Origin of the sequence: Halorubrum sp. F4 (assembly GCF_027257195.1) — an archaeon.
In the GTDB taxonomy this organism is placed as follows: Archaea; Halobacteriota; Halobacteria; order Halobacteriales; family Haloferacaceae; genus Halorubrum.
The window spans coordinates 167338-190797 of sequence record NZ_JAPDFS010000001.1; the positions used below are offsets into that span (position 1 = coordinate 167338).

Sequence of the window (23460 nt, forward strand, 5' to 3'; positions counted from 1 at the left end):
TACCTCCCGGTATGACAGACACGCCGGATTCGGACGGTTCGGCCGACGGGGACGACCCCGCCGTCGACGCCGCCGAAGTGGAGCACGTCGCGGAGCTGGCCCGAGTCCGTCTCGAGGAGGGAGAAACGGCGGCGTTCGCCGACCAGTTCGCGGAGATCCTCGAGTACTTCGAGGCGCTCGACGAGGTCCCCGACCTCGACCGCGAGGAGGACCTCGTCAACGTGATGCGCGAAGACGAGATCGAGGAGGGACTCACACGGGAGGAGGCGCTCTCGAACGCCGCGGAGACGGAGGACGGCTTCTTCAAGGGGCCGAAGGTGTCGTAGATGGCGACCGACTACAACGCGTTCATCACCGAGGACACGATCGAGGGCGATCCCGACGCCTCGGGGCCGCTCGCGGGCGCGACCGTCGCGGTCAAGGACAACATCTCCACCGCGGGCGTCCGGACGACCTGCGGCTCGGAGATGCTCGCCGACTACGTCCCGCCGTACTCCGCGACCGTCGTCGAGCGGCTGACCGACGCGGGCGCGACGGTCGTCGGGAAGACCAACATGGACGAGTTCGGGATGGGAACCACCACGGAGACCTCCGCGTTCGGCCCGACGCGGAACCCCGCCGACCCCGAACGCGTACCGGGAGGCTCGTCGGGCGGGTCCGCGGCGGCGGTCGCCGCCGGCGAGGCCGACGTGGCGCTCGGATCGGACACGGGCGGGTCGGTGCGCTGTCCGGCCGCGTTCTGTGGCGTCGTCGGGATCAAGCCCACCTACGGGCTCGTCTCGCGGTACGGTCTCGTCGCGTACGCCAACTCGCTCGAGCAGATCGGCCCGATCGCGGGCACCGTCGAGAGGGCCGCCGAGACGCTCGACGTCATCGCCGGCCCCGACCCCAACGACGGGACGACCCGCGATCCGCGCGAGGTCGACGGCGCTGACGCGGGCGTCCCGGAGAGTGGATACGCCGCGGCCGCCGACGGCGACGTGGACGGACTGACCGTGGGCGTGCCGACGGAGCTGTTCGACGGGGCCGACGAGCGCGTGGTCGAGACGGTCGAGGCCGCGATCGCCGACCTCGAGGTGCAGGGCGCGGAGACGACCGAGATCTCCCTCCCCTCCGTCGAGCACGCGGTCCAGGCGTACTACGTGATCGCCACCGGCGAGGCCTCCTCGAACCTCGCACGGTTCGACGGGGTGCGGTACGGCCACCGTGCCGACTCGGACGGCAACTGGAACGAGTCGTTCGCCGAGACCCGCGAGGCGTTCGGCGCGGAGGTCAAACGCCGGATCCTGCTCGGGACCTACGCGCTCTCGGCGGGATACCACGACAAGTACTATCGGAAGGCCCAGGACGCCCGCGAGTGGGTTCGACGGGACTTCGAGGACGCCTTCGCCGACGTGGACGTGATCGCGTCGCCGACGATGCCCGTGCTCCCCTTCGAGCTGGGCGAGAGCCTCGACGACCCGCTCCGGATGTACCTCGCGGACGCGAACACGACGCCCGCCAACCTCGCGAACCTGCCGGCGATCTCGGTGCCCGCGGGCGAGGCCGACGGGCTCCCGGTCGGCCTCCAACTCGTCGGCCCGAAGTTCGACGAGGCGACGGTCATTCGCGCGGCGAGCGCGGTCGAGGACCGATGAGCCTGACCGACGAGGAACTGGACCGTCTCGCGGACGTGGTGCGGCTCCAGCCGACGAAGAACTCCGAGCTGGAGGAGGCCTGGGGCGTCGACGGCGGCAGCGAGGTCCACCGCTACCTCGAGAACCACCTAAAGGACTACTACTACCGCGACGACGACAGCCTGATCCGGGCGACCGCGGAGGCGAACGACCTCGTCGACGTCGAACCCGGCATCGAGGCGGACGCGGTCGCGAAGGGAGCCGCCCCCGACACGATCCGCGTCCCCGAGCTCGAAGCCCGGGTGTTCGCGGTCGTCGCCGGCCCGGACGAGCGCTCGCAGTCGGTCGTGAGCGTCCTCGAGGAACTCCGGGGGACCTACGACATCGACCCCGACGTGGGGGAGGTCCGCCGTGCGCTCCGGAGCCTCGAGCGGAAGAACGTCGTCGAGGTGGTCTACCGGACGGTGCCGACGTTCCGTCTCGCGGTCGAGCGGGACGCGGTCACGGTGGAAGTCAACGAGTAGCGGCCTCGATCGCCGGTCGATCCGCCGAATCCGGCTCAGTCCTCCGCCGATCCGCCGGCCGCGGCGTCCATCCCTCCCGTGACCGCCTCGGACTCCTCGACGACGTCCCGCCGCGACTGGAGTTTCCCGGCCAACACCATGCCGACGTAGACCGCGACGGCGACGAGGACGATCGTGCCGCCGGCGGTCGCCTCGTACCGGTACGACAGCGTGATACCGACGATCACGGCGATCTCCGCGAGAACCACGGACGCGAGGAGCGCCTCACGGAAGCCGCGGGCGACCTGGGCGGCCGCGGCGACGGGCACGACGAGCATCGCGGCGACCAGGATCACGCCCATGATCTGCATCGCGCCGACCACGACCATCGCGGTCAGCGTCGTCATGAGGCGGTTGTACCAGGAGACGTTGAGGCCGGCGACGCGGGCCGCGGTCTCGTCGAAAGTGACGTACAACAGCTGTTTGTAGGTGATCGTCACCACGATCGAGACGACGAGGAAGAGCACGACGAGAAGCGCCGCGTTCTCCCGTGAGACCGTCGCGAGGTTGCCGAACAGGTACTGGTTGATCCCGACGGCGAGTCCGCCGGTGTTCAGACTGATGAGGACCGCCCCGAGCGCGAACCCCGTCGAGAGCACGATCGCCATCGAGACGTCGTTGTACGCGTCGGTGACCTCCGAGATCAGTTCGATGGCGAGCGCGGCGAGCATCGCGACGACGACCGCCGTGACGTACGGGGATATCCCCGTGCCGAGAAGCGAGTTGACGAACAGCCCGACCGCGACGCCCGCGAAGGCGGTGTGTGCCAGCGCGTCGCCGATGAGCGCCATCTGCCGGTGGACGAGGAACGTCCCCACGAGCGGGGCCATGACCGCGATCAGCCCCCCGACGAGAAGCGCGTGGTGCATGAAGACGTAGTCGAGCATGCCGATCCCGAGCGCGTCGCCGACCGCGGCCAGGGCGTCGCTCCACAGCCCGATCAGCCACGCGAGGAGGTCGTACGGAGCCCGGACCGCGTCGCCGATGAGGGGGGCGGTCATCTCCCGTCACCTCCGTTTCTCCCGTCGATATCTCCCTTCCCCCCGTCGGAATCTCCCTTCCTCCCGCCGAGGTTCGTCCCGTACGCCCGGTCGAGGGCGTCGCTCTCGGCGAAGGCCGTCGGCGACCCGTCGAAGTACACCTCGCGATTGAGACAGATCACTCGCGAGGCGTGCTCGAGGACGGCACCGATGTCGTGTTCGACGAGGAGTATCGTCATCCCCTCATCGTTGAGGTCGGAGAGCAGCTCGAAGAAGGCGTCCACCGACTCGGCGTCGACGCCGACCGTCGGCTCGTCCAACACGAGGAGCTCGGCCTCGCCGGCGAGCGCCCGCGCGATGTACGCCCGCTGACGCTGTCCCCCCGAGAGGGCCGTTATCTTCCGATCGGCGAGTCTCTCCATCCCCACCGTCCGGAGCGCCTCGCGAACGCGTTCGCGGTCCGACTCGGTCACCCGGCCGAACCCGGCGTGGGGGAACCGTCCCATCAACACGACCTCCGCGACCGTGATGGGCATCCGCTTCGTGTTCTCGGTCACGTCCTGTGCGACGTAGCCGACGCGTTCGCGCTCCGCGAACGCGAGCGAGGGATGACCGAGCAGCCGGCAGCTCCCGGCGTCGGGATCGTGGAGGCCTAAGGCGAGCCGCAACAGCGTGCTCTTGCCGGAGCCGTTCGGACCGATGACTCCGACGTACTCACCGCGGTCGACGCCGAACGAGACGTCCTCGACCACGGGTGCCGCGGCGTATCCGAACGTGAGGTCGACGACGTCGACGACGCGGTCGGTCTCCCCGTTCTCGCCCGGCCGGTTCGTTTCGACCGCGTCGACGCCGATCGATGGGATCCCTTCGAACGACATGGTATCAGGGCTCGAAGTTCCGGCCGTAGTCGACGAAGCTCACGTCCTCGGGCGAGTCGACGCCGAGGAGGATCCGGAACGTCCGCGCGTTGACCTCGCGGGCGATGTCGAAGTATCCCCAGCCGCGCTCGGCCCACGACTCCGCGGTCCCGGCGTACGGGGTCACGGGGTAGTACGCCTCCACGTCGGTCTGTTCGAGCAACTGCCTCGCCGAGCGGATCGGCTCGAAGACCGCCGCCCCGATGTGTCGGATGTCGTTCTCGGCGATCGTCTCCTGGGCTCGGCGCATGTCCGCGGGGCGAACGTCGCCGTTGGCCGCGAGGTTCACCACGAGCGGTTCGATGGTGGTCGCATACCGGTCCGAGAGGTAGCCGAACGCGTTGTGCGCGGCGAGGAAGACCACGTCGCGCTCGGCCGCCTCGAACGTCGATTCCCACGCCGCGTCGACGTCGTCGAGGTCGGCCTCGAGGGCCGCTGCGTTCTCACGGATCACCTCCTCGGCGTCCGGAGCGACGTCCGTCAGCCCGCTCGCGAGGTTCTCGACCGAGCGTTTCGCGCGCTGCGGGTCGAGCCAGAAGTGCGGGTCCTTCGCTCCCTCGACCGCCTCGTCCTCCGTGAGCCCCTCGCCGAGGTCGATCAGCTCGATCCCCTCCCGGCTGTTTATCAGGACCGTCTCGATCGACTCGGACGCGAGCGCGTCGATCGCGCGGTCGGCCCACGGCTGGAAGTCGGGGCCGACGTGGATGAAGGCGTCCGCGTCGGTGATCCGCCGCTGTATCGACGGGTCCGGCTCCCACCCGTGGCCGTGGAGGCCCGTCGGGACCAGGTTCTCGACGGACACGTCCGTCCCCTCCGCCAGTCGCCGTCCGAAGTCGTAGAACGTGAAGAACGACGCGACGACCGTGGGTCCGTCGTCGTTCCCGTCGTCACCGTTCCCGTCGGCACCCGGTGTCGCCGATCCTCCCAGACAGCCGGCGACTCCGCCCGCGAGGCTCCCGGCACCGAGGGCGAGGACGCGACGCCGCGAGACCCCCGAGCCGTTTCGTTCCGTCCCGTCTCCATCGACGCTCATTGCCTCCTCGTCCGCCCGGGACACGCATAGTCTTTGCGCATCTAATGAAAAGATTAGACTAGTCTAATTATGGCGAGTCGGCGGGAGCACTGGCGGGAGCGCCGGACCGTGAGGACCCCGGCGGGCACGAACCTCAAGCTTCAATGCGGGCGAGCGAGTGAATCGGGTATGACCGACCAGCAGCTCCGCAAGGAGGCACACGACCTCGACGTCACCGTCTGGGTCGGGAAGAGCGGCATCGAGGCCGTCGTCGACGAGCTGTCCGACCAGCTCGACGACCGGAAACTGGTGAAAGCGAAGTTCCTCCGGGCCGCCCGCGGCGGTACCTCGACGGACGAACTCGCCGACGAACTCGCGGAGACGGTCGGGGCCGACCTGATCGAGACGCGCGGGAACACGGCGGTGTTCCACTGATGACGGCGGTCGCGACGGCGACGGGCACCGATCCCGCCCCGACGGCACCCGTCAGCGACCTTCTGGAACCGTATCTCGGCCCGTTCGCCGGCGTCGTCGTCTCCGCGGGGATATTCCTCGTCGTGCTCGCGGGCGTGTACGTGATCAACAAGGCGGTGTTCTCCCCGTTCGTCGGACGGCTGTTCGACCGGCAGGGACTCGACGAGCACGCGCGCCGGCCGCTCCAGAAGATCGCGACCTTCCTCGTGCTCTTCGCGGGCGTCACGGTCGCGTTCGGCGCGGCCGGCTACCAGGGGTTCCTCCGGTCGCTGGCGACGATCGCCGCCGCGGCCACGCTCGCGGTCGGGTTCGCGCTCCAGGACGTGATCAAGAACTTCGTCGCGGGCGTGTTCATCTACACGGACAAGCCGTTCCGCATCGGCGACTGGATCGAGTGGAAGGACAACTCAGGGGTCGTCGAGGACATCTCGTTCCGGGTCACCCGTGTGCGAACCTTCGACAACGAACTGCTCACGGTGCCGAACCACGCCCTGACCAGCGACGTGGTCAAGAACCCCGTCGCGAAGAAGACGCTGCGGCTGAAGTTCGTCTTCGGGATCGACTACGGGGACGACATCGACCGCGCGACGGAGATCATCGTCGAGGAGGCCGAGCGTAGCGAGGCGATCCTCGAGGACCCCGCCCCCTCGGTGCGGCTGACAGAGCTCGCCGACTCGTACGTCGGGCTCCAGGCGCGGATCTGGATCGACGACCCCTCGCGGGCGGACTTCGTGAAGGCCCGAGCGGACTACGTGAAGGCGGTCAAAGCGCGGTTCGACGAGGAGGACATCACGATCCCGTTCCCCCAGCGGACGGTCTCCGGGCGCGACGCGTGGACCGAACCGGCGAGTTTCGGCGGGGAGGCGTAGGCGACGGCGACCGAGTACCGACCCACCCGCGATGGAAATCCACTTGTAACTCCGCCGAATGGGTGCATCCATGCACGTGGTCATCGTCGGTGCCGGCGAGGTCGGCACGAGCATCGCCGCGAGCCTCGCGCCGGACCACGAGGTCGTCGTCGTCGACGTCGACCCCGACCGCGCCGAACAGCTCAAGTACGAACTCGACGTGCTCACGATCGCCGGCGACGGGACCACGTCCGGGATACAGACCGCCGCGGAGGTCGAGCGCGCGGACATGGTCATCGCCTGTACCGACGACGACCGGACCAACCTCGTGACCTGCGGGACCGCGAAGACGCTCGGCGACGGCTTCACCATCGCCCGCGTGAAGAGCACCGAGTACCTCCGGACGTGGGAGGGAAACGAGGGCGCGTTCGGCGTCGACTTCATGGTGTGTACGGACCTGTTGACCGCCGAGAACATCGTCCGGGTCATCGGCCTTCCCGCGGCTATCGACGTCGACCCGTTCGCGAGCGGGCTCGTCCAGATGGCGGAGTTCGAGATCGCCGCCGAGAGCCCGGTGGCCGGACAGACGGTGTCCGAGGCCGACCGGTTCGAGTCGCTGACGTTCGTCGGGATCTTCCGTAACGGCGAGATGATCATCCCGCGCGGTGACACCGACATCGGAGCCGGCGACCGCGCCGTGGTGATCGGAAGCCCCGAGAGCGTCCAGTCGTTCGCCAACGACGTCGCGCCGGACGCCACGCCCGGCCGCGCCGACGAGATAGTGATCGTCGGGGGCAGCGAGATCGGCTACCAGACCGCCCGGCTGCTCGAGGATCGCGACTTCAAACCGCGGCTGATCGAGCGGGACTCGGCGCGCGCGCGGGCGCTCGCGGAGGACCTCCCGAACACCGTCGTGATGGAACACGACGCGACCGACACCCAGTTCCTCTCGCGGGAGCACGTCGACGAGGCCGACATCGTCGTCACCGCGCTCGGCTCCGACGAGCAGAACCTGCTCGTGGCGGTTCTCGCGAAACGGCTCGGCGTCGACCGCGTGATCGCGGTCGTCGACAGCGCGGACTACGTGACCGTCTTCGAGGAGATCGGCATCGACATCGCGATCAACCCGCGGACCGTGACCGCCGAGGAGATCACCCGCTTCACCTACGAGAGCGTCGCAGAGAACATCGCCGTCCTCGAGAACGACCAGGCGGAGGTGCTCGAACTCGAGCTGACCGAGGGATGTGGGCTCGTCGGCCGCCCGATCTCCGAGCTCGTCGACGAGATCGACGTCCGGTTCGTCATCGGCGCGATCACCCGGAACCACGCGCTCGTCACGCCGCGGGGAGACACCGTCCTTCAGCCCGGAGATCACGTGATCCTGCTCGTCGATTCCGACGACGTCGGCGAGATCGCTTCGATGGCCTGAGATGACCCGAACGAGACGGGTCCGCGTCGGCTGGCGGGCGAGCGTGGGGCTCACCGGCGACGTGCTCACGTACCTCGTCGTCCCGCTCTCGTTTCCGCTTCTCCTCTCCGTCTACTACGCCGAGTCGTCGCTTCCGTTCCTCGTCGCCATCGCCGTCACCCTCGCGCTCGGGTCCGGGTTCCGACGGCTCGCGGACCCCGAGGAGGACCTCGGACCGCGGGAGGCGTTCCTCGCGGTGGCGTTGATCTGGTTTCTCGTCGCCGCCGTGGGCGCGATCCCGTTCGTCGTCGCCGGCGTCGGGACGATCGCCCATCCCGTCAACGCGATGTTCGAGGCGATGAGCGGGCTGACGACGACGGGCGCGACCGTCCTCCGCGACTTCTCCCTCCACTCCCGGTCGGTGCTGATGTGGCGGCAGGTGATCCAGTGGCTCGGAGGACTCGGCATCCTGATCCTCGCGACGGCGGTGCTCTCGGAGATCGGGGTCGGTGGCGCACAGCTGATGGAGTCGGAGTCACAGACGCAGGACGTCAACAAGCTCACCCCGAAGATATCGGCGACCGCCCGGCTCATCTGGGGGCTCTATTTGGGTCTCACCGTTCTCGCGATCGCGACCTACTTCGTGCTCGGGCTCGCGTTCGACCCGCGGATGGACCTCTACAACGCGGTCGCACACGCGTTCACCTCCGTGGCGACCGCCGGGTTCTCCCCGGAGCCGCTCTCCGTCGGCGCGTTCCATCCCGTCATCCAGTGGGCGGTCGTCCCGTTCATGGTCGTCGGGTCGACGAGCTTCGTCCTGCTGTACTTCTTCATCAACGGCGAGCCGATGCGGCTCCTTCGAAACGAGGAGTTCCACTTCTATCTGGGCGTGCTCGCGACCTTCTCCTCGGTCGTCGCGATCGCGCTGTTTCTCGATCCGTCGACGACGTTCGGGGCCGAGGGGACGCTCCGCCACGCCGTCTTCAACGTCGCCTCCATCGTGACCACGACGGGATACGCGAGCACCGACTACGTCCAGTGGGCTCCCGCGGCCAAGCACGTGCTGTTCGCGTGTATGTTCGTCGGCGGGATGGTCGGATCGACGACGTGTTCGATCAAGTCGCTGCGGTGGCTCGTCGCGCTGAAGGCGTTCCGTCGGAACCTCTACACCGCGATCCACCCCGAGGCGGTCCGTCCGATCCGAGTCACGGGAAAACCCGTCGACGAGGAGGTCATCCGCGACATCTACGGCTACCTCCTCCTCAGCATCGTGATATTCTTTTTACTCACCGTCGTGATCGTCGTCGACGCCGAGCGCGCCGACCTGCGCGTCACCGAGTTCGAGGCGATGGGCGCGGCCGCGACGACCTTCCTCAACATCGGTCCCGCCTTCGGCGAGGCTGGCCCCTACGGGACGTTCGCCTCCTTCTCGATGACGACCCGCGGCGTGATGGTCGTCCTGATGTGGATCGGCCGGATCGAGATAATCCCCGTGCTCGTGTTGTTCACCCGGGCGTTCTGGACGTCGTAGGTCACGCGACTTTCCGGACCTCATCGGTCGTCGCCGGCGGTTTGACGTGGGTCATCGGCGGGCCGTGCCGGTATTCATCGGATCGTGTCGGTGGCCGTCGACCCGTGACCGCATCGACGCCTACTTATTCGCCCCACGAACACAGTCTCCACGACCCGGGACGCCATCCATGACGCGAACCATCGACAAGCGGGCGACGCTCAGCTACGTCGGAAGCGTCCTCAAGTACCTCTCGGCGGCGATGCTCGTTCCGCTCCTCGTCGCCGTGATCTATGCCGAGGACGTGTGGGTGTTCGCCGCCTCGATGGCGATCGGGGTCGCCGTCGGAGGCGGACTCGAGCGCCTCGACCCGGATCCGGAGCTCGGGCCTCGCGAGGGGCTCGCCGTCGTTTCGCTCGCGTGGCTCGCGGCGGCGATCATCGGTGCGGTGCCGTACCTCCTCGCGGGATACGGCACGGCCTCCGCGCTCGCACACCCGGTGAACGCGCTCTTCGAGTCGACGAGCGGGTTCACCACGACGGGCGCGACCGCGCTCGCGGAGATCAGCTTCGATCGACACTCACACGCCGTGTTGATGTGGCGACAGCTCACGCAGTGGCTCGGCGGTATGGGGATAATCGTGTTGATGATCGCGATCCTCCCGGAACTCGCGGTCAACGGCGCTCAGCTGATGCGGTCGGAGGCCCCGGGCCCGGATCTCCAGAAGCTCACGCCCCGGATCGCCGAGACAGCCCGCGCGCTCTGGGCCATCTACGCCGGGCTCACGGTGGCGTTCGTCGTCCTCCTGTACGCGCTCCACCTCGTCGGGCTCGCGCCGGAGATGGACCTGTACAACGCGATCGCCCACGGGTTCTCGACGCTCCCGACCGGCGGGTTCTCCCCCGAGGGAGACAGCATCGCCGCGTTCTCCCCCGTCGTCCAGTGGGTCTTCGTCCCGTTCATGGTCGTCGCGGGGGTGAACTTCGCGCTGTTCTGGTACGTCATCCGCGACGACCCGACGGAGATGTTCGGGAACACCGAGTTCCGCGTCTACCTCGGGTTGGTCACCGGTTTCTCCGCCGTGCTCGCCGTCGGACTGTTCTGGGGCGGTGCCCCGACGACGGCGATCGGCGGAGCGACCCAGGGCATCGCCGGGAACGCGCTCCGGCAGGGCGTCTTCCAGGTCGCCTCGCTCATGAACTCCACCGGGTTCGCGACCGCGAACTTCGCGGAGTGGGACATTCAGACGCGATTCTTCCTGCTTCTCGTGATGTTCGTCGGCGGCTCGGCCGGGTCGACCGGCGGCGGGATCAAGGTGATCCGGTGGCTGATCCTGTTCAAGACGCTCCGTCGCGAGCTGTACACCACCGCGAACCCGGACGTGGTCCGCCCGGTCAGGCTCGGCGGCGAGGTCGTCGACGAGGAAGTGATCCGCGGTATCCTCACGTTCACGCTGTTGTACTTTCTCATATTCGCGATCGCGGCGATGTTCATCGAACTGGATACGGCTCGGATCGGGCAGCCGCTGTCCGGCACCGAGGCCCTCGCCGCCTCGCTCGCGACGATCGGGAACATCGGCCCCGGGCTCGGTCCGCTGGGTCCGTTCGGAAGCTACGAGTTCCTCCCGGACACGACGAAGCTTCTCATGATCGTTCTCATGTGGATCGGCCGACTCGAGATCGTTCCCGTGCTGGCGCTTCTCGTCGCCGGCGTCGACGAGTGACGGGGTGGGTCGACGTCGCGTGTCAGCGTTCGGCGTGCGTGCCGTGTGCGTATCTTCTTAACTGAAGGGCCACGTAGTACGACACATGACGGACACCGATCCGACCGACGGACGGGAGTTGCTCGGCCACGTCCTCCTCCCGGTCGCCAACGAGAAGGACGCGCTGGCGACCGCACGAGCCCTCGAACCGTATCGGCCGGGCCGGGTGACCGCCCTCCACGTCGTCGAGAAGGGGGGCGGCGTCCCGGACAAGACGCCGGTCGAGCAGTCCGAGGAGCTGGCGGAAGAATCCTACGCCGCGGTCCGTTCCGTGTTCCCCGACGCCGACGACCACACCGCCTACGCCCGCGACGTCGTGGGCGCGATCTTCGACGCCGCCGAGGACGTCGACGCGACCGCGATCGCCTACCGCTCCCGCGGCGGGAGCCGGCTCATGCAGTTCCTCTCCGGGGACCGCAGCCTGAAGCTGGTGACGAACGCGGACCGTCCCGTGATCACGCTCCCCAGTCGGGACTCCTCCGAGTGAGCGACGGGGGAAACCGGGATCGACCGACCCGCATCTATACGTAGGTGACCCGTATCTACGCGAAGGGCGACTACGCGTACGCTCGCTCGAACGCGCGGATCCCCTCGTCGGTCCCGACGACGACCAGCTCGTCCCCGCGTTCGACGACGGTGTCGGGACCCATCTCCGTGCGCACCGCTCCGTCACGCTCGATCGCCATCACGGTACAGCCGGTCCGATCGCGGACGTTCGCCTCGCCGAGCGTCGATCCGACCAGGCGGGGCGCTTCGAGCCTGATCACCTCGACCTGTCCCTCGACCGAAAGCACCTCGCGCCCCTCGAGCAGCCGGGCCGCCGACATTCGACCGGTCACGGTCGCCAACGAGAGAACGTAGTCCGCACCCGCCCGGTACGTCTTCGAGACGTTCGCGTGTTCGTCGACGCGGGCGACGATCTCGGTGTCGGGTGCCGCCTCCCGGATCACGAGGGTGGCGAACTCGGTAGTCGTGTCGTCGGGGAGCGCCAGGACGACGGTGTCTGCCTCGTCGATCCCGGCGGTCGAGAGCGTCTCCGGCTCGGTGGCGTCGCCGACGACGTCGACGCCCTCGTCGTCAGTCCGGTCGACCACGGTGTACGGGATCCCGGCGTCGTCGAGCTCCGCCGCCACCGTCCGACCCACCTGTCCGTAGCCGGCGATCACGGTTCGACCGGGCGAGAAGCGCCGTACCGACGACTGCGTCATCCCGACCAGTCGCTCCAGTTGGTCCGGCCGGCCGGAGACGAGGAGCACGGTTCCGCGCTCCAGCGTCGCGTCCGGCGACGGCGAGGCGTCGAAGTCCCCCTGAAACCACGCACCGATCACGTTGACGCCGGCCCGCTCGCGGATCCCGCTCTCCGCGAGCGTCGACCCGGCCAGGTCGCCGCCGTGGCGGACGGACACCTCCGCGAGCCGGAGGTCCTCGCCGATCGCGACCGCCTCCCCGAGCTCCGTCCGCAGGGCGGTCGTCACCTTCTCGGCGAGCCCGCGACCGAGCAGCGGCCGCGGCGAGAGCACGTGGTCCGCGCCGGCGAGCCGGTGGTACCGCTCCAGCTCCGGGTCGTCGACGACGCTGACGACCGGAACGTCCTCGGCGACCTCCTTGGCGGCGAGGACGATGCTCGCGTCCACCTGGTCGGAGACGTCGGCCACCAGCGCCCGCGCCGCGGGCAGCCTCGCTCCCTCCAGCCCCTCCGCGGACTCCGGATCCGCGCGGATCACCCGGTTGCCGTCTCCGTACAGCTCGTTCGCTCGATCGCGGTCGGCCTCGACGATCACGTGCGGGACGTCGTGTGCGTCGAGCTCCTCGATGAGGACCTCCGCGCGCGTGGTGTACGAGCAGATGATCACGTGACCGGAGATATCATCGTCGAGCGATTCGGGGGCCGTGTCCGAGAACGCGCTCTCCAAGAGCGGCGTCGCGACGACCGGGAGCGCGCCGACGAGCAGGGCCATCCCCATGAGGTCGGTAACCACGATGAACGCCTGCATCTGCGGGCTCGTCCAGCGGGCGTCCCCTCCGAAGCCCGTGGTCGTGAACATCTCGACGGCGAACTGGAGCGAGTCGAGGAACGTCCGGGGTCGCCCCTCGAACGTCCCCATCCCCCACTGGTAGACCGCCGCGGTACCGACGAGCGCCAGAGCTAAGAGAAGGAAGTAGCCGACGACTCGTCGTTGCCATCCGTTCATACCCACGGAAGGGGCCGCCCCGTCAAAAACGTGTGTCGTCGGCTCCCCCGCGCGTATCGTCGGACCCTCACCGTCCGGTCGGATCTACCGGATCGATCGGCACGGACGGTGACGGGCGAACGCGCCACTTTACTCCTCCGGGGGGCAACCGCGACCATGACCGGGACGGAGATCCCCGAGGATCACCCGCGGTACGCGTCGCTTCTCACCCGACACCGGATCGAGGCGGGCGTCGAGAGAGGGATCACCTCGAAACAGGGGCTCATCGCGCAGGGTCGCGGCGAGGCGTTCGACTACCTCCTCGGCGAGCGGACGCTCCCGAGCGCGGACGACGCCGCGCGCGCCGCGGCCGCGACGCTGCTCTCCGCGGAGCGGCCGGTGTTCTCCGTGAACGGCAACGTCGCCGCGTTGGTCCCCGGTGAGACCGTCGAACTCGCCGAGGCCGTCGGTGCCGACCTCGAGGTGAACCTGTTCAATCGGACCGAAGAACGGATGGAGGCGATCGCCGCACACCTCCGCGAACACGGTGCAGCGGAGGTGAAAGGGCTGACCGGCGACGGCGAGATCCCCGGACTCGAACACGCCCGGGGGACGGTCGACGCGGACGGGATCGGCGCGGCCGACGTGGTCGTGGTCCCGCTGGAGGACGGCGATCGTGCGGAGGCGCTCGCGGCGGCGGGCAAGACGGAGATCGTGATCGACCTCAACCCGGGAAGCCGATCGCCGCGAACCGCCGCGATCCCGATCATCGACAACGTCCTCAGGGCCGTCCCGAACGTGACGGCACACGCTCGAGACCTGGCCGACGCGTCGCCGGCGGAGCGTCGGGCGATCGTCGACGAGTTCGATCCCGAGGCCGCACTCGAGGCGGCCGAGCGCGCCATCCGGGAGGGCTCGTTCGCCGGCGACGAGGGGTGAGACGCTCGGCGGGAGCTACCGGCCGAATCCGGCACCGTTCGCGTCGTCGCGGGCGGCGCGCAGATCGTCGTGGAGGGAGAACAGCTCCTCGCGGGTCGGCGTCGCGTCGACGACGACCGTCCGCCCGCGGATCTCGATCGTCGCGTCGTCGAGGACTCCCTCGGCATCGACGCCTCCGGAGATCCGGCGCAGGCGTTCGCGCGTGAGTCGCGTCGGATCGAGCGTCGCCGTGTACCGGAGGTCGATCCCGCCGTCGATCCCGAGCGCGACGCCGATGGAGCCGGCGGCCTCGACGCTCGCACGGACGGCCTCCGGCGCGCCGGAGAGAACGTCACGGAGTCGGTTCCGCCCCGACTCACCCAGGTCCGCGTACACCGCAACGTCACCCGACAGCAACGGCGGAATCGGGGCGTCTCCGGCGTTCGTGGCGTCGGTCCCGGGCGCAGTACCCGTCCCGACTGCGGCGTCCGCGTGAGCCGCGGCGCGATCGACGACCGGCGCGTATCCGACGACGAGCTCGGTATCGCTTACGGCGACCGCGTACGGCTCCTCACGGCCTCGGAACAGACGGTCCGTCCCGCCGGCCCGTCGGGTTCGGGTGGTCGACCAGCGACCACGGTCCACGACGGCGGCGGCGAGCCGGTCCGCGTCGAAGGAGCCGCGGACGGCGACGGCCCCCTCGACCGCCTCGCCCGAGAACGCGACGCTCCCGGCGACCGAGTCGGCGTCGGCGAGAGAGACGTCAGCGCGGGTCATCGCGGCGGAGAGCCGCGTCGACCACGGTTCGGGGAGACCGACCGTCGAGACGGCCGCGGGATCGACGACCGCGGTGACGACGGTGTCGCCGTCGGCGATACGGGCCGCGTCGTACGGGGCGGTTCGGTTCGGGGTGACGTCGCGGTCGGCGTCGGTCGTGTCGCTCGGGGCGGTCACGTCGGCCGTGTCGGCCGAGCCGACCGCGGAACCGGCCGTGAAGCCGGCGATCGACGTTCCGAGGAGACCGACGGTAGCGAGGCGTCCGAGCAGGATGCGTCTGGAGGGCATCGTTTCCCGGTCACAAGGCGGGTACTTAATTCTCCGACTTCGGCCGTCGAACGGGGCCACGGTTCCGTCCGCTGTATCGGTTCCGACTCGGATCGCCGGCGGGGGCAAGTTCAAAGTCCTCCGGCGACTACCGAGCGGCATGGAACTGGACGACACGGACAGGGCGATCCTTCGGATCCTCCAGGAGAACGCAAGGACCCCGTTCTCGGAGATCGCGCGCCGGATCGACATGTCGAGCGCGACGGTCCACGATCGTGTCGGCCGGATGGAGGACGCGGGAGTCATCGAGGGATATCACGCCTCGGTGAACGCCAAGGCGGTCGGGTACGGCGTCAGTGCGCTCGTCGGTCTCCGGGTCGAACAGGGTCGCGAGGTGGACGCGCTCGAACGCCTCCGGGAGATCGAGGGCGTCCGAGAGATCCACCTGACGACGGGCGAATGGGACGTGATCCTTCGCGTGGTCGCCGAGGACACGGACCGGCTTCGGGACCTGATGTTCGACCGGATCGCGAACATGGACGGCTTCTCGCGGTCACAGACCATGATCATCCTCGGAACCGATTACGAGGCCGAGGGACCGCCGATCTGAGCGCGTAGACGTGGACTGACGGAATCCACGGGATTTCCGATACCGTCGATTCCGTCGGTTCCGTCGATCCTTTCGATCCCGTCGAGCCCGTTGGCCCCGCCGGGGTGACGTCGATCGGTCTCGACCGGAACCCTCAACTCCGGAACCCTCCGAACCACTGGTATGAGCGCACGGTTCGAGGACCGGTTGGGGCTCTCAGCGGAGCGAGCGTGGGCGGCGGCGGTCGCCGCGATCACCGCGATCCTCGTCGTCGGGTCCGTCGTCCTCCCGCGGGTCGTGTACGACCGGTTCCTCTGGCGGTACTTCTGGGGGCCGGTCGCCGCCGACGGACAGGCCGCACAGTGTGCGGTCCGCCCGGCCGACGGCGGAACGGAGCTTTTGACGAGTTCCTCCGCGTGTGCGGACGCGGCCGCGGCGGGTGAGGTCGTCGCGTACCCCGGCTACACCACCGTCTCGACGCTGAGCTACGTGGTGATCCTGTTGGCGATGCTGATCGGGGTCGTCTTCCTGCTCCGTCGACTGGAGATCGCCACGGAGTTCCGGTTCTTCTACGCGCTGTTCCCGTTCATGCTGTTCGGCGGCGCGCTCCGCACCGTCGAGGACGCCGGGATAGCCGCGATACGCGCCGGCGTCGAGCCGCTGATATCCTTTCCCTGGAGCGCGCTGATCATCAGCCCGTTCATCTACTTCACGGTCTTCGCGGTGACGCTTCTCTGCGTGATCGGCGCGTACGGGCTCGAGGAACGAGGGATCGTCGACGACTACGCCCCGCCGCTCTTCGGAGCCGGCGCGGTCGCGCTGACGGCGTCGGTCGGCTATCTGGCGTACCTCGCGGTCGCCACCGACTACGTGACCTTCTACCCGCAGGTGATCGGGTCCATCCTCGTCATCGCGAGCGCGTCCGCCGCGGTGACGTGGAAACTGATCGAGCGGTTCGAGCCGTCGATCAACCGCGGGACGGGGTTCGTCGGCTTCGTGATCATCTGGGGGCACGCCGTCGACGGGGTCGCGAACGTGATCGGCCTCGACTGGATGCCGGCGCTGACGGGAAGCGCGAACCTCGTCCCGAAACACGTCGTCAACGAGCTGGTGGTGAACTGGACCGGTCGATTGCTCCCCGAGTCGGTGCTCGCGGTCACCGGCGACGCCTGGCCGTTCCTGTTCGTCAAGCTCGCCGCGGCGACCTTCGTCGTCTGGGTGTTCAACGGCGAGCTCTACGAGGAGTCGCCCCGATACACGCTGTTGTTGCTCGTCACCGTGCTCGCCGTCGGGCTCGGGCCCGGAACGCGGGACATGCTGCGGGCGACGTTCGGGATCTAGACGACGACGATCGGGACGCCGGCGTATCGGGTCACGGCCGCGGGTCGATCCCGTTCAGTTTCCTCACGTCGTCGTCGGTCAGTTCCAGGTTCACGGCCGCGGCGTTCGATTCGAGGTGGTCGACGCTCGACGTGCCGGGGATCGGGAGCATCACGTCCGAGTGGTCGAGCAGCCACGCGAGCGCGACCTGATGGGCGGTCGTTCCGTCGCCGTGTTCGTCGGCGACCGTCTCCAGCACGCCACGCGCCGCCTCCTCCTCGACCGCGTACATCGGGCCCCACGGGATGAACCCGACGTCGTACTCCTCACACGCGCGGAGGACGTCCTCCTCGTCGCGGTTGCCCACGTCGTACCGGTTCTGTACCGTCGCGATCTCGACGATCTCCTGAGCGGTCTCCAGCTGCTCAACGGAGACGTTCGAGAGGCCGACGCGGTCGATCCGACCGGCGTCCTTCATCTCGGCGAAGGCGTGGACCGAGTCCGCGAAGTCGACGTCCGGGTCGGGTCGATGAAATTGGTACAGGTCGATCGAATCGGTCGAGAGCCGATCGAGGCTACACAGGACTTGATTTCGGAGGAAGTCCGGGTCGCCGTGGGGGATCCAGTCGCCGTCGCGGTTCCGGAGCAGTCCGGCCTTCGACGCGACGACGACGTCGTCGTCCGGACCGAGCTCCTCGCCTATCAGCCGCTCGCTGACGCCCGGTCCGTAGGAGTCGGCGGTGTCGACGAAGTCGACGCCGAGATCGACCGCTCGACGGAGGACCGATCTCGCCGCCCGCTCGTCTCTCGGTGGTCCGATGACGTCCTCGCCGACCAGTCGCATCGCACCGAACCCGAGTCGTGAGACCGCGAGTCCGTCACCGAGGTCGAACGTGTCGTCCGGATCGACGGGGTTCGTCACCATACGGCCACGTCGGCCGCCGGGGGGAAAGCCCTGGGGGTCGCCCCCGCCGAGCGACGGTCCCCACTCGAAGTTTTATCATCCACCCCGTCCCACTCCGTCCATGGCCGAATTCGAGCGCGTGGTGTTGTCTGGCACGCCCCGAGAACGCGGGATCGAACACGGCGAGCGGTTCGCCGACGAGGTCGCCGCCAACGTCGAGACGTACCGCGAGCGGTTCTCCCACGAGGGAGTCGACGTCGACGCGATGCGCGAACACGCCGCCGAGTACGTCGAGTACATCGAACGCGAGAGCCCGGAGTACGCCGCCGAGATGCGCGGGATCGCCGAGGGGAGCGGCGTTCCCCTCGTCGACGTGACGATGCTCAACGTCCGGTGGGAGGTGATCTATCCGGCGTGGAAGGCGCAGACGGAGAAGGCGAACGAGACGGTCGTGACGGAACCCGAGCCGCCGATCGACGGCTGTACCAGCTTCGGAGTGATGCCGTCGGCCACGGCCGACGGAACGACGTACATGGGACAGAACTGGGACTGGCTCGCGCCGATCGTGGACACGCTCTTTCTTATGGAACTCCGCCGCGAGGACGCGCCGGACGTGCTGGCGATGACGGAGGCAGGTATCGTCGGGGGGAAGATCGGCGTGAACGAACACGGCATCGGGATCGCGGTCAACGGCCTCATCTCCGGCGACGACGGGAGCGAGGGGCTCCGGAAACCCTATCACGTCCGGTTCCGCGAGGTACTCGACGCCGAGCGGTACGACGACGCGCTCCGGCCGATCCTCGAGACCGACCGCGTCTGCTCGGCGAACGTCCTCGTCGGCCACGCCGACGGCGAACTGATCGACCTCGAGGCCGCCCCGGAACTCGTCAACCCGATCCACCCGGACGGAGGCGTCCTCACGCACTCGAACCACTTCGAGACCGACGCGGTCGAGAGCGTCAACGAGCGGCGCGGCCCGAGCACGCTCTACCGCGCCGAGCGGCTCCGTCGGCTGCTCGCCGCGGACGCCGCCCCGGACGACGACGCGGGCGAAGGCGGGATCGACTCCGAATCGATCCGCGAGGGGCTCCGCGACCACTTCGGTCGACCGTCGAGCATCTGTAGCCACGTCGACCCGTCGCTCCCGGCGATCGAACACGGCCAGACGAACGCGAGCCTCGTCATCGATCTCGGAGAGCGGCGGATACTCGGACAGCGCGGACCACCCTGTGAAGGGGAGTACCACGAGTACGCGCTATGACTCGGGATCGTTCGGTGAGGAAACGGGCCGGGCGCGATTTGAACACGCGACCGACGGATTAAGAGTCCGTCGCTCTCCCTAACTGAGCTACCGGCCCTCGAATTTCCCTATCCAAGTCACGGTAAAAGGCCTTTTCATTCGCCGGGCACCGCGGCGACGACGATCCGCGTTCGTCTCGGACGGACGGCCGCGAGACTGGCGTGAAACCGCATGAACCCGGCGAAGTCGACGTCTCCTCCGATCGGACCTCCGCGACGAGAGCGCACTCGTTAAGTGTCGTCCCGCGGAAATCAGGTTCAATGAGTAGTGGCGCATCCGGCTCGGCACGCACGCGATACGCGATCCTCGGCTGCGGGAGCGTCGGGCACGCGGTCGCGGAGTCCCTGTCCGATCGCGGCAAGGACGTGCTCATCCTCGACCGCGACGAGAGCCGCGTCGAGGCGCTACGGGACCAGGACCTCAACGCCCGCGTCCAGGACATCGCGGAGCCCGACGTCGTCGACGCCATCGACGACCGGGACATCGTGTTGATCCTCGCGTCCGACGTCGAGGCCAACAAGGCGGCCGTCTCGGCGATCCGCGACCGCGACGGCGACCAGTACGTGGTCGTGCGCGCGTCGGACCCGGTCAGCGAGGACGAACTGCGGGAACGCGGTGCGGACGTGGTGATCAACCCCTCGACGGTGATAGCCGACAGCGCCCTCCAGTCGCTCGAGACGGGCGAGCTGGAGTACATGGCGCGCCAGCTCGCCGAGATCATCGAGGGCGGGGGCGGCCGGATGGCGATCCTCACTCACGACAACCCCGAGCCGGACTCGATCGCGTCGGCGACGGCCCTCCAGGCGATCGCGGACGCGTTCGGGGTCGAGGCCGACATCCTCTACTCCGGCGACGTGGGTCACCAGGAGAACCGGGCGTTCGTGAACCTGCTCGGCATCGACCTCCGCTCCCGGGCGGACGCGCCACCCCTCTCGGAGTACGACACGGTCGCCGCCGTCGACCTCGCGAAGTCCGCCGAGGACGACGTGGACCTCGAGACCGGCATCGACGTCTACATCGACCACCTCGAGTCGGACGCGCCGCCGGACGCCCGGTTCGTCGACGTCCGAACCAACGTCTCCTCGACGTCGACGATCCTCACGAAGTACCTCCAGGAGTTCGACCAGTCGCCGACGGAGGCGGTCGCGACCGCCCTGTTGTACGGGATCCGCGCCGAGACGCTGGACTTCAAACGCGACACCACGCCCGCGGACCTCACCGCGGCGGCGTACCTCCATCCGTTCGCCAACCACGACACGCTCGAACAGGTGGAGTCGCCGTCGATGTCCCCGGAGACGCTCGACGTCCTGGCGGAGGCGATCCAGAACCGGCAGGTCCAGGGAAGCCACCTCTTCTCGACGGCCGGGTTCATCCGCGACCGCGAGGCGCTCGCGCAGGCGGCCCAACACCTCCTCAACCTGGAAGGGATCACCACGACCGCCGTGCTCGGGATCGCCGACGACCGCATCTACCTCGCGGCCCGTTCGAAGGACATCCGGCTCAACATCGGGAACGTCCTCCAGGAGGCGTTCGCGGAGATGGGCGACGCCGCCGGCCACTCGACGCAGGGCTCCGTCGAGATCCCGCTCGGCATCTTCACCGGCATCGAGGCGAGCGGCGGGAACCGCGACACGCTCCTCCACCTCACCGAGGAGGCGGTCCGCCGGAAGCTCTTCGACGCGCTCGGCGTCGAGGGCGCGACCGAGAGCGGAAACGGCTCGTAGGCGACGCGACGAGCGGCGAGCCCGATGCGTTCACCGCGCACGTCGGGGACGGCTTTTTGTCCGCGGTCGGCGACCCTCCGGACATGACCGACCCGTTCGTCGTCGTCGGTGCCGACGCAGCCGGACTGAGCGCCGCCAGCAAGTGCCGCCGTGAGAACCCCGACCGCGACGTCGTCGTCTTCGAGAAGGGCCGCTGGATCTCGTTCGCCTACTGCGGGATGCCGTACTTCATTGAGGGACGGATCGAGCGGCTCTCGAACCTCCTCTCGCTGTCGCCGAGCGAGGTCGACGAGCGCGGGATCGACCTCCGGCGCGGCCACGAGGTCGTCGGCGTCGACCCCGAGGAGCGGCGCGTCTCGGTGCGGACCGCGGACGGGGAGACGTTCGAACGGAGGTACGGGGACCTGCTCGTCGCGACGGGCGGTCGGGCGGTCACGGGCCCGTTCGACGTCCGGGAGACGGACGGCGCGTTCACCCTCCACGACATGGACGCCGCCGCGGCGATCGACGCCTACGTCGCCGATCCCGAGGAATACGACCCCGATCGGGCCGACGTGTCGGCCGTCGATCGCGAGCGCGTCGACCACAACGCGGCCCTGCCGGCTCCGGAGACCGCCGCGATCGTCGGCGGGGGGTACGTCGGCGTCGAGATGGCCGAGGCGCTCACCGGCCGCGGGCTCGACGTTCACCTCTTCCAGCGCTCCGAGCACCTCCTCCCGCCGTTCGGGGAGGCGGTCGGCGAGCGGGTCGAGACGGAGCTCGCGGATCGGGGAGTGGCCGTCCACACGGGCCGTCCCGTCGAGGAACTCGTCGGCGACGACCGGATCGAGGCGGTCGCGTTCGACGGCGACGAGTTCCCCGTCGACCTCGCGATCGTCGGCGTCGGGATCGAGCCGAACACGGAACTGCTCTCCGGGACTGGCGTCGAACTCGGCGAGGGCGGCGCGGTCCGGACCGACGAGTACGGCCGGACGAACCTCCCGGGAGTGTACGTCGCCGGCGACTGCGCGACCGCGATCCACGCGGTCACCGGCGAGGAGGCCTGGATGCCCCTCGGGCTCACGGCGAACCGGTCCGGTCGGGCGGTCGGTGCCACGGTCGCCGGTGACCCGACGCCCGTCGGCGAGATCGCCGGGACGGCGGTCGTCAAGGCGTTCGATCAGGAGTGCGGCCGCGTCGGGTTCCTCGAGAAGGAGGCGGCGATCGAGGCCGGCTTCGACCCGGTTCGTGAGACGGTCACCGCGGGTTCACGCTCGGGCTACTACCCCGGCGCGGCCGAGACGGACGTGACCCTCGTCGCCGACCGCGACTCCGGCCGGCTGATCGGCGGGAGCATCGTCGGATCCGACCGCGCGGCCGTGCGGGTGAACACCCTCGCGACCGCGCTGGAGGCGGACCTCACGGTCCCCGAACTCGAGCGCCTGGACCTGGCGTACGCGCCGCCGTTCAGTCCGGTCTGGGACCCGATACTGGTCGCGGCGAAGGTCTTGAACGGGACGCTGGAGGGGTGAGTCCCGTCGCCGTCGATCGAGGGCTCACGGACCGACCGTTTTTGGCCGTGAACGGACGATTCGGGAGCTCCTCGGTTCTCTCCGAACCCGTCGGAGACCCTTAAGTACGTTCGGGCGCCACGGACTCACATGACAGGATCCGTCGCGGAGCGGCTCGTCGAGTTGCGTCGGGGCTTCCACGAACATCCCGAGCCCGGCTGGCGCGAGTACTACACGACGAGCCGGCTGGTCGAGGAGATAGAGCGGATCGGCGTCGACGAGCTCGCCGTCGGGCGGGAGGCGTACGACCCCGACGACCGGATGAACGTTCCCGACGAGGGCGCTCACGACGATGGCGCTCACGACGAGTGGGTCGAACGCGCCAGGGAACGCGGCGCGCGCGAGGACGTGCTCGAGGCGACGGCGGGCGGCGTCACCGGCTGCGTGGCGGTTCTCGACCGCGGCGAGGGCCCGACCGTCGGTCTCCGGGTCGACATCGACGGCCTGTTGGTCGAGGAGTCGACCGACGACGACCACGAGCCCGCTCGCGGGGGATTCCGATCCGAACACGAGGGTGTGATGCACGCGTGCGGGCACGACGCCCACATGACGTTGGGGCTCGCGACGCTCGAGGCGGTGAAGGAGAGCGACTTCTCGGGACGGTTCGTCGTCTTCTTCCAGCCCGCAGAGGAACTGGGCGGCGGCGGCCACCCGATGGCCGAGAGCCGGTTCATCGAGGGGATCGACTACCTCTTCGCGGTCCACGTCGGGCTCGGACACCCGACCGGCCGGATCGTTTCCGGGATCGAGCGGGTGCTCGCGATCGCGCACGTCGAGGCCACGTTCCGCGGAACCTCGGCGCACGCGGGGAAATCCCCGGAGGAGGGCGACAACGCGATGCAGGCGCTCG

The 23460-nt window shown here is 68.9% G+C and carries 22 protein-coding genes and 1 tRNA gene; 16 read left to right on the forward strand and 7 right to left on the reverse strand.

The annotated features are described in order from the left end of the window. Positions 1-11: 11 nt before the first annotated feature. The 3 genes from gatC to OKW78_RS00870 are packed head-to-tail and all read left to right on the forward strand — an operon-like array spanning position 12 to position 2140. Positions 12-326 (forward strand): Asp-tRNA(Asn)/Glu-tRNA(Gln) amidotransferase subunit GatC, encoded by a 315-nt coding sequence (gatC, locus tag OKW78_RS00860; RefSeq protein WP_281193447.1) that lies wholly within the window; start codon positions 12-14, stop codon positions 324-326. Further along, a complete protein-coding gene (gene gatA, locus OKW78_RS00865; RefSeq protein ID WP_281193448.1) occupies positions 327-1637 on the forward strand; it encodes an Asp-tRNA(Asn)/Glu-tRNA(Gln) amidotransferase subunit GatA in 1311 nt (436 codons plus the stop codon). Further along, positions 1634-2140: a DUF5797 family protein gene (locus OKW78_RS00870; protein WP_281193449.1), complete on the forward strand. Its 507-nt coding sequence runs from the start codon at positions 1634-1636 to the stop codon at positions 2138-2140. Before gatA ends, OKW78_RS00870 begins: the two co-directional genes overlap by 4 nt. Before the next feature lie 35 nt (positions 2141-2175). Here OKW78_RS00870 and OKW78_RS00875 read toward each other — a convergent pair whose 3' ends face one another. Genes OKW78_RS00875 through OKW78_RS00885 form a run of 3 tightly spaced genes read right to left on the reverse strand, consistent with a single transcriptional unit; the run spans position 2176 to position 5109 of the window. Next, positions 2176-3180 (reverse strand): metal ABC transporter permease, encoded by a 1005-nt coding sequence (locus OKW78_RS00875; protein WP_281193450.1) that lies wholly within the window; start codon positions 3178-3180, stop codon positions 2176-2178. Then, a complete protein-coding gene (locus OKW78_RS00880) occupies positions 3177-4037 on the reverse strand; it encodes a metal ABC transporter ATP-binding protein (protein ID WP_281193451.1) in 861 nt (286 codons plus the stop codon). Before OKW78_RS00880 ends, OKW78_RS00875 begins: the two co-directional genes overlap by 4 nt. 4 nt (positions 4038-4041) lie before the next feature. After that, a complete protein-coding gene (locus OKW78_RS00885; RefSeq protein WP_281193452.1) occupies positions 4042-5109 on the reverse strand; it encodes a metal ABC transporter substrate-binding protein in 1068 nt (355 codons plus the stop codon). Positions 5110-5277: 168 nt separating this feature from the next. Here OKW78_RS00885 and OKW78_RS00890 point away from each other — a divergent pair, with 168 nt between their 5' ends. From OKW78_RS00890 to OKW78_RS00915, 6 genes are all read left to right on the forward strand, one after another. After that, positions 5278-5523, forward strand: a complete 246-nt coding sequence (locus tag OKW78_RS00890; RefSeq protein WP_281193453.1) for a YhbY family RNA-binding protein — start codon at positions 5278-5280, stop codon at positions 5521-5523. Beyond that, positions 5523-6431 carry a mechanosensitive ion channel family protein gene (locus OKW78_RS00895; RefSeq protein WP_281193454.1) on the forward strand — a complete coding sequence of 303 codons (909 nt, stop codon included), beginning with the start codon at positions 5523-5525 and terminating at the stop codon, positions 6429-6431. Before OKW78_RS00890 ends, OKW78_RS00895 begins: the two co-directional genes overlap by 1 nt. A gap of 70 nt (positions 6432-6501) precedes the next feature. Continuing rightward, positions 6502-7839: a Trk system potassium transporter TrkA gene (gene trkA / locus OKW78_RS00900; protein ID WP_281193455.1), complete on the forward strand. Its 1338-nt coding sequence runs from the start codon at positions 6502-6504 to the stop codon at positions 7837-7839. Between the two features lies 1 nt (position 7840). Next, complete coding sequence (locus tag OKW78_RS00905; RefSeq protein WP_281193456.1) at positions 7841-9349, forward strand: TrkH family potassium uptake protein; 1509 nt, start codon at positions 7841-7843, stop codon at positions 9347-9349. Positions 9350-9518: 169 nt separating this feature from the next. Then, positions 9519-11051, forward strand: coding sequence for a TrkH family potassium uptake protein (locus tag OKW78_RS00910; protein WP_281193457.1), 1533 nt, complete (start codon positions 9519-9521; stop codon positions 11049-11051). Between the two features lie 85 nt (positions 11052-11136). Continuing rightward, entirely contained in the window at positions 11137-11577 is a 441-nt protein-coding gene (locus OKW78_RS00915) for a universal stress protein (protein ID WP_281193458.1), read from the forward strand. Between the two features lie 70 nt (positions 11578-11647). On the opposite strand, the gene OKW78_RS00920 is transcribed toward OKW78_RS00915, so the two are convergent. Continuing rightward, positions 11648-13282 (reverse strand): TrkA family potassium uptake protein, encoded by a 1635-nt coding sequence (locus tag OKW78_RS00920; protein WP_281193459.1) that lies wholly within the window; start codon positions 13280-13282, stop codon positions 11648-11650. A gap of 156 nt (positions 13283-13438) precedes the next feature. Between OKW78_RS00920 and OKW78_RS00925 the strand changes: the two genes are divergently transcribed. Beyond that, on the forward strand, positions 13439-14200 hold the full coding sequence (locus OKW78_RS00925; RefSeq protein ID WP_281193460.1) for a 4-phosphopantoate--beta-alanine ligase: 762 nt from the start codon (positions 13439-13441) through the stop codon (positions 14198-14200). Positions 14201-14215: 15 nt separating this feature from the next. Here OKW78_RS00925 and OKW78_RS00930 read toward each other — a convergent pair whose 3' ends face one another. Beyond that, on the reverse strand, positions 14216-15244 hold the full coding sequence (locus tag OKW78_RS00930) for a hypothetical protein (protein ID WP_281193461.1): 1029 nt from the start codon (positions 15242-15244) through the stop codon (positions 14216-14218). A 139-nt stretch (positions 15245-15383) separates the two neighbouring features. On the opposite strand from OKW78_RS00930, the gene OKW78_RS00935 reads away from it, so the two are divergent. Beyond that, positions 15384-15833, forward strand: coding sequence for an Lrp/AsnC family transcriptional regulator (locus tag OKW78_RS00935; protein WP_281193462.1), 450 nt, complete (start codon positions 15384-15386; stop codon positions 15831-15833). Between the two features lie 162 nt (positions 15834-15995). Further along, the gene (locus OKW78_RS00940) at positions 15996-17153 is read left to right on the forward strand and encodes a DUF63 family protein (RefSeq protein WP_281193463.1); all 1158 of its coding nucleotides are present in this window, start codon (positions 15996-15998) and stop codon (positions 17151-17153) included. A gap of 31 nt (positions 17154-17184) precedes the next feature. Here OKW78_RS00940 and OKW78_RS00945 read toward each other — a convergent pair whose 3' ends face one another. Further along, entirely contained in the window at positions 17185-18057 is an 873-nt protein-coding gene (locus OKW78_RS00945) for an aldo/keto reductase (protein WP_281193464.1), read from the reverse strand. A gap of 100 nt (positions 18058-18157) precedes the next feature. Here OKW78_RS00945 and OKW78_RS00950 point away from each other — a divergent pair, with 100 nt between their 5' ends. Beyond that, positions 18158-19297, forward strand: a complete 1140-nt coding sequence (locus OKW78_RS00950; protein ID WP_281193465.1) for a C45 family peptidase — start codon at positions 18158-18160, stop codon at positions 19295-19297. A gap of 23 nt (positions 19298-19320) precedes the next feature. Here the strand turns inward: OKW78_RS00950 and OKW78_RS00955 are convergent. Next, positions 19321-19394: transfer RNA gene (locus OKW78_RS00955), tRNA-Lys, on the reverse strand. Positions 19395-19596: 202 nt separating this feature from the next. Between OKW78_RS00955 and OKW78_RS00960 the strand changes: the two genes are divergently transcribed. From OKW78_RS00960 to OKW78_RS00970, 3 genes are all read left to right on the forward strand, one after another. Next, positions 19597-21060 carry a DHH family phosphoesterase gene (locus OKW78_RS00960; RefSeq protein ID WP_281193466.1) on the forward strand — a complete coding sequence of 488 codons (1464 nt, stop codon included), beginning with the start codon at positions 19597-19599 and terminating at the stop codon, positions 21058-21060. Positions 21061-21143: 83 nt separating this feature from the next. Continuing rightward, on the forward strand, positions 21144-22571 hold the full coding sequence (locus OKW78_RS00965; RefSeq protein ID WP_281193467.1) for an FAD-dependent oxidoreductase: 1428 nt from the start codon (positions 21144-21146) through the stop codon (positions 22569-22571). A gap of 129 nt (positions 22572-22700) precedes the next feature. Next, the coding region (locus OKW78_RS00970) for an amidohydrolase (protein ID WP_281193468.1) at positions 22701-23460 on the forward strand (760 nt) is incomplete at its 3' end.